Source organism: Bradyrhizobium erythrophlei (assembly GCF_900142985.1).
Lineage (GTDB): Bacteria > Pseudomonadota > Alphaproteobacteria > Rhizobiales > Xanthobacteraceae > Bradyrhizobium > Bradyrhizobium erythrophlei_B.
This window is the reverse complement of the sequence record NZ_LT670849.1, coordinates 1,367,955-1,383,088: the sequence shown is the minus strand read 5'-3', so window position 1 is coordinate 1,383,088 and position 15,134 is coordinate 1,367,955. Positions and strand designations below refer to the sequence as shown.

Annotated in this window: 12 protein-coding genes; 3 read left to right on the top strand and 9 right to left on the bottom strand. The window is 64.0% G+C overall.

The features are described 5' to 3' along the window. Positions 1 to 31: 31 nt before the first annotated feature. On the top strand, positions 32 to 937 hold the full coding sequence (locus BUA38_RS06405) for an alpha/beta fold hydrolase (protein ID WP_072817195.1): 906 nt from the start codon (positions 32 to 34) through the stop codon (positions 935 to 937). A 5-nt stretch (positions 938 to 942) separates the two neighbouring features. Here BUA38_RS06405 and BUA38_RS06400 read toward each other — a convergent pair whose 3' ends face one another. Then, positions 943 to 1,401, bottom strand: a complete 459-nt coding sequence (locus BUA38_RS06400; protein ID WP_072817194.1) for a nucleoside deaminase — start codon at positions 1,399 to 1,401, stop codon at positions 943 to 945. A gap of 120 nt (positions 1,402 to 1,521) precedes the next feature. Here BUA38_RS06400 and BUA38_RS06395 point away from each other — a divergent pair, with 120 nt between their 5' ends. After that, a complete protein-coding gene (locus tag BUA38_RS06395) occupies positions 1,522 to 3,666 on the top strand; it encodes a pseudouridine synthase (RefSeq protein ID WP_072817193.1) in 2,145 nt (714 codons plus the stop codon). A 3-nt stretch (positions 3,667 to 3,669) separates the two neighbouring features. Continuing rightward, positions 3,670 to 4,224: a 16S rRNA (guanine(966)-N(2))-methyltransferase RsmD gene (gene rsmD / locus BUA38_RS06390; protein ID WP_072817192.1), complete on the top strand. Its 555-nt coding sequence runs from the start codon at positions 3,670 to 3,672 to the stop codon at positions 4,222 to 4,224. A 3-nt stretch (positions 4,225 to 4,227) separates the two neighbouring features. On the opposite strand, the gene mutL is transcribed toward rsmD, so the two are convergent. From mutL to BUA38_RS06350, 8 genes are all read right to left on the bottom strand, one after another. Next, positions 4,228 to 6,054, bottom strand: coding sequence for a DNA mismatch repair endonuclease MutL (mutL, locus tag BUA38_RS06385; protein WP_072817191.1), 1,827 nt, complete (start codon positions 6,052 to 6,054; stop codon positions 4,228 to 4,230). Between the two features lie 85 nt (positions 6,055 to 6,139). After that, a complete protein-coding gene (arfB, locus tag BUA38_RS06380) occupies positions 6,140 to 6,559 on the bottom strand; it encodes an alternative ribosome rescue aminoacyl-tRNA hydrolase ArfB (protein ID WP_072817190.1) in 420 nt (139 codons plus the stop codon). A 93-nt stretch (positions 6,560 to 6,652) separates the two neighbouring features. Continuing rightward, positions 6,653 to 8,011, bottom strand: a complete 1,359-nt coding sequence (locus tag BUA38_RS06375) for a M16 family metallopeptidase (protein ID WP_072817189.1) — start codon at positions 8,009 to 8,011, stop codon at positions 6,653 to 6,655. After that, complete coding sequence (locus tag BUA38_RS06370; RefSeq protein WP_072817188.1) at positions 8,008 to 9,387, bottom strand: M16 family metallopeptidase; 1,380 nt, start codon at positions 9,385 to 9,387, stop codon at positions 8,008 to 8,010. Before BUA38_RS06370 ends, BUA38_RS06375 begins: the two co-directional genes overlap by 4 nt. A gap of 170 nt (positions 9,388 to 9,557) precedes the next feature. Further along, a complete protein-coding gene (locus tag BUA38_RS06365; RefSeq protein WP_072817187.1) occupies positions 9,558 to 10,334 on the bottom strand; it encodes a hypothetical protein in 777 nt (258 codons plus the stop codon). A gap of 97 nt (positions 10,335 to 10,431) precedes the next feature. Beyond that, positions 10,432 to 10,953 carry a signal peptidase II gene (lspA, locus tag BUA38_RS06360; RefSeq protein WP_072825885.1) on the bottom strand — a complete coding sequence of 174 codons (522 nt, stop codon included), beginning with the start codon at positions 10,951 to 10,953 and terminating at the stop codon, positions 10,432 to 10,434. Further along, on the bottom strand, positions 10,926 to 13,925 hold the full coding sequence (ileS, locus tag BUA38_RS06355; protein WP_072817186.1) for an isoleucine--tRNA ligase: 3,000 nt from the start codon (positions 13,923 to 13,925) through the stop codon (positions 10,926 to 10,928). Before ileS ends, lspA begins: the two co-directional genes overlap by 28 nt. Positions 13,926 to 14,091: 166 nt before the next feature. Then, positions 14,092 to 15,069, bottom strand: coding sequence for a bifunctional riboflavin kinase/FAD synthetase (locus tag BUA38_RS06350; protein ID WP_072817185.1), 978 nt, complete (start codon positions 15,067 to 15,069; stop codon positions 14,092 to 14,094). Positions 15,070 to 15,134 lie beyond the last annotated feature (65 nt).

Genomic DNA, 15,134 nt, shown 5'->3' with positions numbered 1-15,134 from the left:
TCTGCCAAGTTCAAGTGTGGAGTGCGCGACGATGTCTGACCTTGCCGACCTGTTCCCCGGCTTTGATGCCAAGTGGATCAATACCAGTTCGGGCCGCATCTTCGCCCGCGTCGGCGGCAAGGGACCGCCGCTCTTGCTGCTGCACGGCTTTTCCGAAACGCATGTGATGTGGCACCGCGTTGCGCCGCAACTCGCCGACCGCTTCACGCTGATCATCGCCGACCTGCCGGGATACGGCTGGTCCGATATGCCGGAAAGCGACAAGGATCACACGCCTTACACCAAGCGCGCGATGGCGCAAACCATCATCGAGGCGATGGAGCAGCTTGGCTATGTGCATTTTGCACTCGCCGGACATGATCGCGGTGGCCGCGTTGCTTATCGTCTCGCGCTCGATCACCCCGGGCGGCTGTCGCGGCTTGCGGTGCTGGATATCCTGCCGACCTATGATTACTGGGAGCGCATCAACCGTCCGTATGCGCTGAAGATCTACCACTGGACGTTTCTGGCGCAGGCCTATCCGCTGCCGGAAACGCTGATCGGCGGTAATCCCGATTTCTTCCTGCGCTTCAAGATGGCAAGCCAGACCAAGTCGAAGACCCTGGAGGCGATCGACCCGCGAGCGCTCGAACATTATCTCGCGGCATTTCGCGATCCGTCGCGTGTGCATGCGATGTGCGAGGATTATCGCGCCGGCGCTTACGCCGATTACGAGATCGACAAGGCCGATCGCGACATGGCCAAGAAGATCACGGTCCCGATGCTGGCATTATGGGGCGATGTCGGCATCGCGCGCGCGGCCGCGACGCCGCTCGACACCTGGAAGAACTGGGCGACCAATGTGTCGGGTTCGCCGGTCGATTCCGGGCATTTCCTCACGGAAGAAAATCCAGATGTGACGGCGAAGCTGTTGCGGGAGTTTTTCCTGGCGGGATAGTTCAATCAACGCCGCGCCTTGAAAAACTCCCGCAGCAGGTTAGCTGCTTCCTGCTCGCCGACGCCGGAATACACTTCCGGCACGTGATGACAGGTCGGTTGCGCGAAGAAGCGCACGCCGGATTCCACCGCGCCGCCTTTCGGGTCGGCGGCGCCGAAGTAGAGCCTGCGGATCCGCGCAAACGAGATCGCGCCTGTACACATGGTGCAGGGCTCCAGGGTGACGTAGAGGTCGCAGTCCGTCAGCCGCTCGCTGCCGACGGCTTTGGCGGCCTGCCGGATCGCCAGGATCTCGGCATGCGCCGTCGGGTCGCGGTCGGTCAGGGTCCGGTTGCCGGCGCTGGCGATCACCTCGTCGCCGCGGACGATCACGCATCCGATCGGAACTTCGCCCGATTTTGCGGCGTTTTCGGCTGCTTTGAGGGCCAAATCCATGAAAGAGGGCGCCATCTTGCCTCGTATCATCAGAATAAACCTGCTAAGAGGTGCGCCTTCAGCAAAAGTCGATACCGTCTTTGCGTGAGAATGCGCCTCGGTCTTTCAGATCGCGCGTGAACGTTCCTATACCCGAAAAGAGCCTCCTTCATGCCCCGCGACAGCGATAAAAACAACGATTCCCGCGGCCCGCGCGACCGCAAGGGAGGTGGCAAGGGACGTTCGGGCGTTGCTCGGGGGCCCGAGAAGAAATTTGCCAAGCGCGGCTTTGGTGGCAAGTCCGACGGTGAACGGCGTCCTTATGCAGGCAACCGTGAAGATCGGCCACCGCGCCGCGAGGATCGCGATGCGCCGCGTGGTCGCGGCGATCGGCCGTTTGGCGATCGGCCGTCCCGCGGTGGCGACGGCGAGAAGCGTTCGTTCCGGCCGCGCGAGGATCGCGGTGACAAGCGTCCATATGCACCGCGCGGAGATCGCCCGGACCGTCGCGGCGATGACGCGCGACCGGCGACGCGATTTCAGGACCGGAAATTCAAGAAGCCTTACGCTCCGCGCGAGGACGGCGAGAAGCGGCCTTACACGCCGCGTGGTGAAGGGTTCCGCAAGGATAGTGATCGTCCGCGTGGCGACCGTCCGTTCAATGCCCGACCGCGGGACGGTGATCGTCCGCGTGGCGATCGACCGTTTGCCGGACGTCCCGAAAGAAAATTCGACGGCGACAAGAAGTTTTCGCGCGGTGATCGCGGTCCCCGCAAGGATTTCGGCGACCGTCCGGCTCGCGACAGGGATTTTGGCCGGGACCGCGGCAACGTCAAACCGTGGCAGAAACGGGATGCCGCCTCGCCGGATCGAGCGGAGCGCAACTCGCGTCCCTCCCGCGAGGGCGCGCGGAATTTCGACCGTCCAAAATTCGACAAGCCGCGCTACGACCGTCCGCGCGACCGCGATGGCGCGCCAGGCGGCGATGAACGTCCGCGTTTTTCCCGTTCGCGCAACGATCGGCCCGAAGGCGAGCGTCCATTTCGTGAGCGTCCGAAGTTCGACCGTCCGCGCGAAGACCGTCCAAAATTTGACCGTCCGCGTCGGGATCGCAACAGTGACTCTGGGCGCCCCGAAGGCCGCACCGATTGGCAGGAGCATCCCCGCAGCGAGCCACGCGGGGATTTCGATCGGCCCCGCCGCGACAACGAGGACGACCGCAGGATCTTTACCAAACGCCCGGCGTTCGGCGGCCGTGGCGCCTATCGCGAGCGCGACAACGACGAGCGCCGGCCCGCGCGTCCGCCAAAGATCAAGAAATCCGGTGAGCGCATCGCCAAGGTCGTGTCGCGCGCGGGGCTTGCCTCGCGCCGCGATGCCGAGGAATGGATTGTGCAAGGGCGTGTCACGGTCAACGGCCGCATCATCAATTCACCCGCGCTCGACGTCACCGAAAACGATGTCGTCACGGTGGACGGCAAGCCATTGCCGCCGCGCGAGCGCACGCGGTTGTTTCTGTTCCATAAGCCGCGCGGTTTGATGACGACCCACGCCGATCCCGAAGGGCGGCCGACGGTGTTCGACAATCTGCCGGAGGGCCTGCCGCGATTGATCAGTGTCGGCCGGCTCGACTTCAACACCGAAGGTTTGTTGCTTCTGACCAACGATGGCGGGCTGGCGCGTGCGCTCGAATTGCCCGACACCGGCTGGCTGCGGCGCTATCGCGTCCGCGCCCATGGCGAGGTGACGCAGGCGCAGCTCGACGAGCTGAAGAAAGGCGTCGAGGTTGACGGCGTCAAATACGGGCCGATCGATGCGACGCTGGAGCGCGACCAGGGTTCCAATGTCTGGTTGGTGTTCGCGATCCGCGAGGGCAAGAATCGCGAGGTGCGCAACGTGATGGCGCATCTTGGGCTGGAGGTGAACCGGTTGATCCGCGTGTCCTACGGTCCTTTCCAGTTGCAGGAATTGGCCGAAGGCGCGGTCGAGGAGGTCAGGACGCGCGTGCTTCGCGAGCAACTCGGCGAAAAGATCGCGGCCCTTGCCGGCGCCGATTTCAACCGGCCAATGCCGGGCGAAGCGGCCGCAAAACCTGCCGATGAAGCGGTTGACGCGCCGCGCGGCAAGAAGCCGTTCAAGCCGGCAGGTAAAAGTGCGCTGATCGCCGACAGCAAGGGTCGCCGCGTGCTGGTGCGGCGCACCGGCAGCGCGGAAGCTCGCGCACGTAACGAAGAGGAAGCCAACGGCTACGGCCCGCCGCGCCGCCCCAAGCGCGGCTATCATGGCAAGCGCGATCTCAAGCCGCAGGATGAGTAGGTCATGCGTGTCGTCGGCGGCAGGCTGAAGGGGCGCAACCTCGCGTCACCGGCCTCGCGCGACATTCGCCCTACGGCGGATCGCCTGCGCGAGTCGCTGTTCAATATCCTGATCCACGCCTACGACGATCCGATTTCAGATGCGCGCGTGCTCGACCTGTTTGCCGGTACCGGCGCACTCGGCATCGAGGCGGTCTCGCGCGGCGCGAAGTTCACGCTCTTCGTCGACAATGGCGCGGAGGCGCGCGCTTTGATGCGCGACAATGTCGAGGCGCTTGGCCTCGGTGGTGTCACAAAAGTCTATCGTCGCGACGCGACGAACCTTGGGCCGGCGCACCCGGTCGAGCCGTTCGCGCTTGTCTTTCTCGATCCGCCCTATGGCAAGGGTCTTGCGGAAACCGCGCTTGCTTCGTTGCGCGACGGCAGCTGGCTCACGCCAAATGCGCTGCTTGTGGTCGAGGAGGCCAAGGCCGCCGGCTTCAAGGCTCCCGAAGGTTTTTCGGAACTGGAACGTCGCGTCTATGACGATACCGAGTTTGTGTTCTTGCGCGCCGAATGAATCTCAGCGCCGCCCGAACAGCTTCTCGATGTCGGCGAGCTTTAGTTCCACATAAGTCGGGCGGCCGTGATTGCATTGGCCGGAGTTGGGCGTGTCTTCCATCTCGCGGAGCAGGGCGTTCATCTCTTCCGGTTTGAGGCGGCGTCCGGCGCGCACCGAGCCATGGCAGGCCATGGTGGCCGCGACATGCATCAGCCGGCGTTCCAGCGGCAAGGCCTCATCCCATTCCGCCATGTGCTCGGCGAGGTCGCGCAGCAACCCACCGGCATTGGCCTTGCCAAGCAGCGACGGTGTCTCGCGCACCGCGACCGCGCCGGGTCCGAAGGATTCGATCGCGAGCCCGAAGGATGCGAGCTCGTCGCCGCGCGCCAACAACTGCTCCACCGTGGCCTCGTCCATTTCGACGATTTCCGGAATCAACAGGATTTGCCGCTGGACGCCGTTTTTTGCGAGCGACGCTTTCAGTTTCTCGTAGACGATGCGCTCATGCGCGGCGTGCTGATCGACGACAATGAGGCCGTCGCGGGTCTGCGCGACGATGTAGGTCTCGTGAATCTGTGTCCGCGCCGCGCCGAGCGGCCGGTCGAGCAGGTCGGCCGCAGGCTGTTCCTGGAAGCGGACGTCCGCCGTCGGGGCGCCGACGTCGAAGGCTGCCTGACCAGGCTCGGCAAGCGCCATCGCTGCGGCGGTTTGGAACCCCGATGACGGTCCGACGGGGAAAGCCGGCGAGCGCCGCCAGTCCCAATTTGCTTGCCCGCCATTCGTCTGCCTTGGCGTGAACGCAGGACGAAGCGCCTCGATCGCAGCAGTGCCACTGTTGGCGGCCGTGCGTTTGCCTTCGCGCGCAAGGCCATCCTTGAGCGCGTGCACGATCAGGGCGCGCACGAGGCCGGCGTTGCGGAAGCGCACCTCGGTCTTGGCTGGATGAACGTTGGCGTCGACTTCGCGTGCGTCGAGCGTCACGAACAGCGCCACGACAGGATGGCGGTCGCGCGGCAAATAATCGGCGTAGGCGGCGCGCACCGCACCGAGAATGAGCTTGTCGCGCACCGGCCGTCCGTTAACGAAGAGATATTGGCCGAGCGCGTTGGCGCGCGTGAGCGAAGGACTTGCGGCAAATCCTTCGACGATGACGCCGTCGCGTTCGGCGCGGACGTCGATCGCATGGGTGCGAAAGTCTGCGCCGAGAATATCACCGAGCCGCGTCAACTGGCCGGGTGCGCCCGGCAGCGCCGCGGCCCAGGTGACGGGGCTGCGTTCTTCGCCGGCAAGCGTAAAGGCGATGTCGGGCCGCGCCATGGCCAATCGCCGAACGACTTCGCGGATCGCCTCGGCCTCGGTGCGGTCGGTCTTGAGAAATTTCAGGCGCGCCGGCGTCGCGTAAAAAAGATCGGCCACCTCGACGCGCGTACCTTGCGACAAGGCCGCGGGCCCGACCTCCGACTTTGCCCCGCCTTCCACCGACAACGACCAGGCGTGCGGTTCACTGGCGTGGCGGGTGGCGATGCCGAGCCTGGCCACCGCGCCGATCGAGGGCAGCGCCTCGCCGCGGAACCCCAGCGTGCGGATGCGCAGCAGGTCCTCATCGTCGAGCTTGGAGGTCGCGTGCCGTTCGACCGATAAGGCCAGATCGGAACGGGTCATGCCGCCGCCGTCGTCGGTGATGGCGATTTTGCGCCGGCCGCCGCCGTCGGTGAAGATGTCGATCCGGCTCGCGCCGGCATCAATGGCGTTTTCAACCAGTTCCTTGACCACGCTCGCCGGCCGCTCCACCACTTCGCCCGCGGCGATGCGGTTGACGACCTGTTCGGGCAATTGTCGGACGGGCATTCGGGCTCACTCGTGGGATGACCGCTAATTTAGAGGCTTTTGCTGTCTTCCGGGAGGGCGCTTTCTGAGAAGTCCACGCTTTGCTTCAATCGTCGAAGCGGGCCGAGCCGCGTTTTGCCTTGATGTCGCTGCGGCGCTTTTTGCCCTCGAGGCGGCGCTTTTTCGACCCCAGCGTCGGCCGGGTGGCGCGCCGTGGAATGGGGCGGATCATGGCCTCGCGCAACAGCTCGACGAGGCGCTCGATGGCGTCGCTTCGATTGCGTTCCTGGGTACGAAAGCGCTGCGCGTGAATGACGATCACGCCGTCCTTGGTCATGCGCTGGCCGGCGAGCCGGGCGAGCCGCAACGCGGCATCTTCGGGGAGTGTGACCCGCCGGGTGTCGAACCGCAATTGCACGGCGGTCGAGAGCTTGTTGACATTCTGCCCGCCCGGACCCGACGCCCGAACGAAGGAAATATCGAGATCGTTCTCGTCGATCGATAGATCGCGGGCAATCCGCAGCATGACTTCACCGGGCGGCAAGCGATTCCACAACGGAATCGCGATTTGCCCGACAATAGCGGTTTTGTGCGTGAATTGCGCGGGCGCGGGGAAGAGCTAGTTCGCTTTCAGTGGCGCGGCGGCCACCGGCTGCGCGGCCGCGCGGCCAACGACGACCGTCAGCAGGCCGTCGCCCCACAAGGTGCGCGCGGCCTGTTTGGCGTCCTCGATCGTGATCGCATCGACCAGCGCGTTGCGCCGCTCCAGATAGTCGATCGAGAGGTGATCGAGTTGATATTGCAGCATGGCGGATGCCAGCTTCGCCGACGTATCAAGCGAGAGCAGCCGCGAGCCCTTCAGGTAGGACTTGGCCTCGTCCAGTTCCTGCTGGGTCGGGCCATCTTGCGCCATGCGGCGGACTTCGCTGGTCAGGGCCTCGACCGTCTCGCCCGCGCGATCAGCCCTCGTTCCGGTCGAGCCGACGAACAGGGCAGAGTGGTTCATCCAGACCAGCGAGTCCGAGATCGAATAGGCAAGGCCGCGCTTTTCGCGAACCTCGCGATAGAGCCGCGATCCCGATCCGCCGCCGAGAATGTGATTGACGACATAGGCCGCCATGAAATTCGAATCGTTGCGCCGGATGCCGGGGCCACCGAAGGTCACTACGGTTTGCGGGACGTCGAGCGCAATGAATTCGCGCTGCGGCGGCCTGGTGGCCGTGATGTCGGGTACTGGCGCGAGGTTTGATTTTGCGGGCAGTCCGCCGAAGGTGCGATCGAGCAACGCGCCGAGCGAAGCGGCATCGATGTCGCCGACCACCGAGATCTTCAGATGTTCCTTGGTCAGCACGCGGCCGACATAGTCTTTCAGGTCGGCGATCGCGATGTTCGGAACGCTTTCCAGCGTGCCGCCGCTGGCGCGCCCGTACGGGTGGTCACCATAGGCGATCTCAAGGAATTTGCGGCTGGCGAGCGACCCCGGGTTCGAGGTCTCGCGCTTCAGGCCAGAGATGAGCTGGGTGCGGATACGTTCGACGTCGGCACTGTCGAAATGCGGCGAGGTCAGCGACATCCGCAGCAGCTCGAAGGCCTCGTCCTTGTTGTCCTTGAGCGTGCGCATGGAGCCGCGGAAATAATCCCGCGTGACGCTGAAACTCAGCTCGATCGCGCGCCGGTCGAGATGTTCATGAAAGGCGCGCGAGTCCAGATCGCCCGAACCCTCGTCGATCAGGTCGGCGACCATGTTGCCGGTGCCGGCCTTGCCGTCGGGATCCTGCGCCGCGCCGCCATCCATGGCGAATTCCATGGCGACGAGCGGAACGGTGGCGTCCTGCACGAACCAGGCTTCGATGCCGCCCGGCGAAATCAGGTGCTGGATCTTGGCGGCGGCTTGCGAGGGCGCCGGGATTGCGGCAATCGTCAAGCAGGCACCAAGCGCGAACCACAAGCGTGCGGCGCCGATCTTCAGAAAAATCACGACCGCTTCTCCACCTGCTTGGGCGTTGCATCCTTGATGAGATAGCCGGTGACCGAGCGCTTTTTGTCGAACCATTTCTGCACGACCGCGCGCACCTGATCGGCGGTGACGGCGCGAATACGCTCGGGCCAGTTCCTGATGTCTTCGATGCTGAGCCCGGTCGTCATCGCCCCGCCGTACCAGCGGGCCAGGGTCGCCTGGTTGTCCTGGGCGTAGACCGTCTCGGCGATCAACTGGGTTTTGACCCGCTCGAGGTCTTCGGCGCGAACTCCGTTCTGGGCGATGTCGGCGATCACGTCGTCGATCACCTGCTCGACCTGGGCGAACGTCACGCCGGGCCGCGGCGAGGCCGATATCGTAAATTGCGTCGCGTCGAGTGCCGCGCCCTGGTAGGCGGCGCCGGCGCTCACCGCCAGTGGCCGGTCGATCACCAGCCGGCGATAGAGATAGGAGTTGCTGCCGCCGCCCATCAATTGCGCCAGCACGTCAAACGCTGCGCTCTCGCCGGCAGCCGCCGTGGCGGCAGACGGGACCAGATAGTAGCGCCGCAAGCCCGGTTGCTCGACACGCGGATCGGACAAGGTCACGGTGCGCGGCGCGGCTGGTTCGGGTTCCTGCGGACGAATACGCTTGGGCGGGATTGCGGGCTGCGCGGCGACGACGCCGAATGTCCGCTCCGCCATCGGACGGACCTCGTCCGCCTCGATGTCGCCGGCAATTATCAGAATGGCGTTATTGGGCGCATAGAAACGCCGGTAGAAGGCGAGCGCGTCTTCGCGATCGAGTTTCTCGATTTCCTGATGCCAGCCGATCACCGGCCGGCCATAGGGGTGGTTGAGATAGAGCGCGGCCATGATCTGCTCGGTGAGCCGCGCTTCGGGATTGTTGGCAACCCGCATGTTGAATTCCTCGAGCACCACGTCGCGCTCGGGCAGCACGTTTTCGTCCTTCAGCACAAGGCCGGTCATGCGGTCGGCCTCGAACTCCATCATGCTGCCGAGTTGCTCGCGCGGCACACGCTGGAAGTACCCGGTATAGTCGGAAGAAGTGAAGGCGTTCTCGTTGCCGCCGCCCCGCAGCACGGTTTGCGAAAACTCGCCGGCTGGATGCTTGCTCGTGCCCTTGAACATCAGGTGTTCAAGAAAGTGCGCCAGGCCGGACTTGCCTGATGTCTCGTCGGCCGAGCCGACCTTGTACCAGATCATCTGCGTGACGACGGGCGTGCGGTGATCCGGAATCACCACGACCTGCAGTCCGTTGGCGAGGGTGAAGGTGGCCGGGGCTGTCGTCTGGGCCGGCGCGATCGTGGAGGAGACAGTGAGCCCGGCAAGCAGGCCGGCGAACAGCAAGGAGTGCAATCTCGCCGATATTTTCATGAGCGGTCTGGAAGCGCGGCGGAGAGGAGGCGCTTGCCACCGGTTCGACAGCAAGCCCCAAAAGCGAAAGTGCAACACTCCACCGGGAATCCTTATCGCTTGAGCCTGGGCCGCCGCTATGCGGCGACCCATTCAGGTCGGGAAATCAGAACGCAACCGGACTTCAGACTTCAGTGAACGACGCTCGATGCGCTGGACGACTGGGCCAGCGGGTTCTTGTCCGGATTCGCCGTGCCATCCCAGACGCTCTTTTTCTGTTCGCCATAGGCATAGCCGGCCGCTGGCGTCTGGTAGCCGAGTGGCGGCTGCGTCAGGGCTTCGCGCGCTGGTTCTGTGCCAGGCTCCAATGGTGCTGCGGATTTCTTGTTGCCGAACCAGTCGCCGCCGAGACCGATCTTGTCGGCCAAGTCCGATGCGCCGCCGGTGAAGAGATCGCCAGGCTTGTCGTAGACCGGGTCGGTCGTTGCCGTGCCGTTGCGGTCGCTTGCGTAGGCCGGTCGCGTCGTGCCGGGGACCGGAGCCTCTTCGACCGGAGGAGCAATGTTGATCGCCTGGGGGGCCTGACCGCCATTGGCGGTAACCTGAACGCGGGCCACGGGCGGTGCATTCTTCTTCTTGGCCGCGATAACGGCCTTGCGCGCACGCTCGTCAGGATCCTTGGGCCAGTTCGCGATTTGCGCGTCACCCGATGATTTGGCCGGCGGTGGCAGATCGAGGGTCGGCGGCACCACCAGCGGCGAACGCTCGCGATAGTCGATGCCGCGGTTGTCCATGTTGGTGCCGCGGATCATGCCGTAGAAGCCGTCCGAGATCTTCTCCGACATGGTCCTGCCGTCGTTGTCCTCCGCACGCGCCGTGCCGGCGGTGACAGCAAGGCCGAGACTCACCGAGAGGACCGCAAGACCGAGGGTCCGTCCGATCAAACCGCTAGCTTCCGTCTTATGCATCGCGCTTTCCCGTCAAAAAATCGCGTTATCATCCAAGCCCTTGGGCCAGGGTCGGGGCCTGCAAAAGCCTCACGCTCCACGGCTACTATTAGCCGGATCAGGGCGCTTTTGCGGCGGGTACTCCCCAGAACGAGTCATACAATAGTGCTGCCACCCCGGCAACAATCGCCACGTCCGCCAAGTTAAACACGTACCAGTTAAAGGTATTTTCGCCGATTCGGACGTGAAAGAGGGCGAAATCGACCACCGCGCCATAGGCCAGGCGGTCGATGCCGTTGCCAATCGCTCCGCCGATGATGAGGCCGAGCGCCAACGTCGCCAAGGCGGTATGCGATCGGGCCATCCAGACGCCCAGGACCACGACCGCCACCACCTTGATCGCCATCAGGACGATTTGGGACGTCGGGCCATCGTTTTGAAACCAGCCGAAGCTGATGCCCTGATTCCAGGCGAGCACCAGATCAAAGAACGGTGTGAGCCTGACAGTGCCGCGCTGCGCGATGTCGAACACCCTGACCAGCCAGAACTTGGAAGCCTGATCGAGCACAAGCGTAATCGCGGCTGCGATTACGCCGAGGCGCAGATGCTGGCTCAAGGCGTCACTCCCAACGCCTTCCATTCGCGTAACGCAATGGCGTCGCGCGGCGACACGTCGGGGTATTCGGCGTCGTCGCCGACGGTCGGCAGGATCTTCCACGACCGCGCACACTTGCGCCCCACAGCCTTTTCAACGACGGCGGCCACATTGGGCACGTCGTTCAGCCGGAAGGCGCCTGCCGGCGCTTCCTCGTTGGTGACCATCGCGTTCGAGGTGATGCAGACTTCCGCGAGGTCAATATCGAACAGGGTGGCGAAAACAGCCTTGTCGGCCACATAGACCAGTGGCGAGGCCTCAAGCGAGGAGCCGATGCGTTTGGCGGCGCGTTCCAGCTCCAGTGCGCCGGTCACGACGCGGCGCACGTCGCGGATGGTCTCCCATTTCGCCGCCAGCGCGTCGTCGCGGAAGCCGGCCAGATCATTCGGGAAGGTGAGCAAATGCACCGAAGGCGATCCGTCCGGCCGGTACATGAACCAGGCCTCGTCGGCGGTGAAGCTTGTGACCGGCGCCAGCCATTTCAGGATCGCATCGCAAATGATGTCGACCGTGGTCAGCGCCGCTTTCCGGGTCGTCGACGACGGCGGGTCGCAATAGAGAACGTCTTTGCGGATATCGAAATAGAACGCCGACAGATCCGTGTTCATGAAATGGGTCAGCGACGCCACCACCGTCTTGTAGTCGAAGGCCGCGTAAGCCTCGCGCACGACGGTATCGATCTCGCTTAGCCGATGCAGCATCAGCCGCTCGAGCTCGGGCATATCGTCATACGCAACCGCGTCCGACGGCTTGAAGTGATGCAGCGTGCCAAGCATCCAGCGGATGGTGTTGCGCAGCTTGCGATATGTCTCGATGGTGTTTTTGAGGATTTCGGGGCCGATGCGCTGGTCGTCGGCATAGTCGGTGGCGCAAACCCACAGCCGCAGGATGTCGGCGCCGGATTGCGCGATCACCTTTTGCGGCTCGACGGTGTTGCCGAGCGACTTCGACATCTTGCGGCCGTTCTCGTCGAGCGTGAAGCCGTGCGTCAGCACCACGTCGAACGGCGCGCGGCCGCGGGTGCCGGAGCTTTCCAGCAGCGAGGAATGAAACCAGCCGCGGTGCTGGTCACTTCCTTCGAGATACATCACGGTATCCTGACCGCCGTCGATCTTGCGGACGATGTGGCCGAGAGTGGGAAAGTTCTGGCGATCTTCCAGGACAAAGGCGTGCGTCGAGCCGGAATCGAACCAGACGTCAAGAATGTCGTCGATCTTCTTCCAGTCTTCGCTGGCGCGAGACCCAAGGAATCGTTCGCGTGCGCCGTCGCGATACCAGGCATCCGCGCCTTCTTCTATGAAGGCCTCGCAGATCCGCTGATTGACGAACTCGTCTTGCAGGATTTCTGCTGAGCCGTCGCTCTTTTCGCGAATAAACACGGCGATCGGCACGCCCCAGGCGCGCTGGCGCGAGATCACCCAGTCCGGGCGGTTGACGATCATGCCGTTGATGCGGTTCTGCCCCGCCGGCGGCACCCACTGGGTGACGGAAATCGCCTGCAATGCGCGGGCGCGCAAGGTGTCGCCGGGTTTTGCCTTGCCGTTCTGGACGATGTCCTTGTCCATCGCGATGAACCATTGCGGCGTGTTGCGGAAGATCACCGGCTTCTTCGAGCGCCAGGAATGTGGGTACTGGTGCTTCAGCCGTCCGCGCGCCAGCAGCATGCCCTTCTCGACCAGCGCCTTGATGACGGCTTCGTTGGCGTCGCCCTTTTCGCCCTTGTCGTTGATCACGCGCTTGCCGGTGAAGCCGGGAGCCTGCGCCGTCAGCGCACCGTTCTCGTCGACGGTATAGGGAATGGTGGTGTTGATGCCGCGCGCTTCCAGTTCGCGCGCGCTCGCCGTCCAGACGTCGAAGTCCTCGCGGCCATGGCCCGGCGCGGTGTGGACGAAGCCGGTGCCGGTGTCGTCGGTGACGTGATCGCCCGACAGCAGCGGAACGATAAATTGATATCCGCCGTCGAGGCCCTTCAGCGGATGCGCGCATTCCACCGCATCGAGCGTATCGCCGGGAATGTCCCGCACTTTCTCGTAAGCCGTGACGCGCGCCTGCTTGAACACGCTTTCGGCGAGCGCATCCGCCAAAATCAGAAGGTCGCCGTTCCTGGCCCAGTTGTCGGCCGGTGCATCCGTGACCTTGTAGAGGCCATAGGCGATCTTGGGCGAGAAGCTGATCGCGCGGTTGCCCGGGAGCGTCCAGGGTGTCGTGGTCCAGATCACGATGCTGGCGCCAGCAAGCGCCCCATGGGCCGGTGAAGTGACCGGGAATTTCACCCACACGGTATCGGAGGTGTAGTCCTCGTATTCGACCTCGGCTTCGGCGAGCGCGGTCTTCTCCACCACGCTCCACATCACCGGCTTGGAGCCGCGATAGAGCGTGCCGTTGGCGGCGAACTTCATCAGCTCGCGCGCGATCTGCGCTTCGGCCGGATAGCTCATGGTGGCGTAGGGGTGGTCCCAGTCACCGATGATGCCGAGCCGCTTGAATTCCTCGCGCTGCACGTCGAGCCAGTGCGTGGCATAGGCCCGGCATTCCTTGCGGAACGCCACCATCGCCGCGGAGTCGCGGAAGTCCGGCTTGGCCTTGCCCTTGGAGCGGTAGTTTTCTTCTTCGATCTTCCACTCGATGGGCAGGCCGTGACAGTCCCAGCCCGGCACGTAGTTGGAATCGAAGCCCAGCATCTGCTGGCTCTTGGTTACGACGTCTTTCAGGATCTTGTTGAGCGCGTGCCCGATATGGATATTGCCGTTGGCGTAGGGCGGGCCGTCATGAAGGACGAATTTAGCCCGCCCTTGAGACGTCTCGCGCAAGCGCTCGTAGAGGCCGATCCTGTTCCAGCTTTTCAGGATTTCCGGCTCGCGCTGCGGCAGCCCGGCGCGCATCGGAAATTCCGTTTCCGGCAGGAACAAGGTTTTTGAATAGTCTGATGCGTCTGACTTTTGCGGCTTTTCGGACATGGGAGCTCGGGTACGCGGTCGAAGAGGGGGCGGATGGCGGAAGGACGACAAATCCCGGTCCTCTGCCGAGCTTCAAAGCTCAGGCGGAAGCCGGGCCGCTAATGCCGATGGTGCGCCGCGCAAACATGGCCTTCCATAGCAGGGGGAGGCGCAATCGCAAAGCCTCTCAAATGCCGGCCGGCGACCCCAATCGGGGGAAGGCATCGGGCGAAGCCGCCAGCTTTTCCCGGGCAAGCCGGCTGTCTTCGTTCATCTGGCGGACCAGCGCGTCGATATGGTCGAACCTCAATTCGTCGCGAAGGAAGGCGATGAAGGCGACGTCGAGGTGCCGGCCATAGAGGTCGCCCTTGAAATCGAACAGAAAAACTTCCAGCAGCGGCGCGCCATTGTCGAAGGTCGGGCGGCGGCCGAAGCTGGCAACCCCGTCGATACGCGCCTCGCCAAGGCCGACCCGCACCGCATAGATGCCGTGCTTGAGGCTGCAATTCTTGTCGAGCCGGATATTGGCGGTGGGAAAGCCGAGGTCGCGGCCGCGTTTCTCGCCGTGGATGACTTCGCCGTTGACGAACCAGGGGCCACCCAGCATCGCGGTCGCCTCGTCGATCTGCCCTTCAGCCAGCGCCATGCGGATGACGCTGGAAGAGACCGGCCGCTCGGCGATGTCGACATGCGCCTGGACGTCGACCTCGATGCCGAGCCGCGGCGCCTCCGCGACCAGCAGGCTCGGCGAGCCGACCCGGCCCTTGCCGAAATGAAAATCGTAGCCGACCGCGATGCCGCTGATGCCGAGCCGTTCGATCAGATCATGGTGAATGAAATCTTGCGCCGTCGTCTCGGCGCGGTGTTTGTCGAAGGTCATCACCACGGCGCCGGCAAGACCGGTCGCGGCCAGCAGGCGGAGTTTTGCGGCCTCGCCAGTGAGGCGGAACTGGGGGCTGTTCGGGCTGAAATAGCTCCGCGGGTGGGGTTCGAAGGTGACCGCGAAAGCCGGCTTGCGATGGGCAAGCCCCATGCGAAGGGCCGCATCAATGACGGCGCGATGGCCGAGGTGGACGCCATCGAAATTGCCCATCGCCACGACCATTCCCTTCGGAATGGAAGCGGGCGGGCTGCTATCGCGGATCACGGTAAAATCGGAGGCCATTTACAAAGTCTTAGCTGAGTTTTCGCGGCGGACCGTGGCTTGGGGCGGAGCACGAAGTCAAGCCG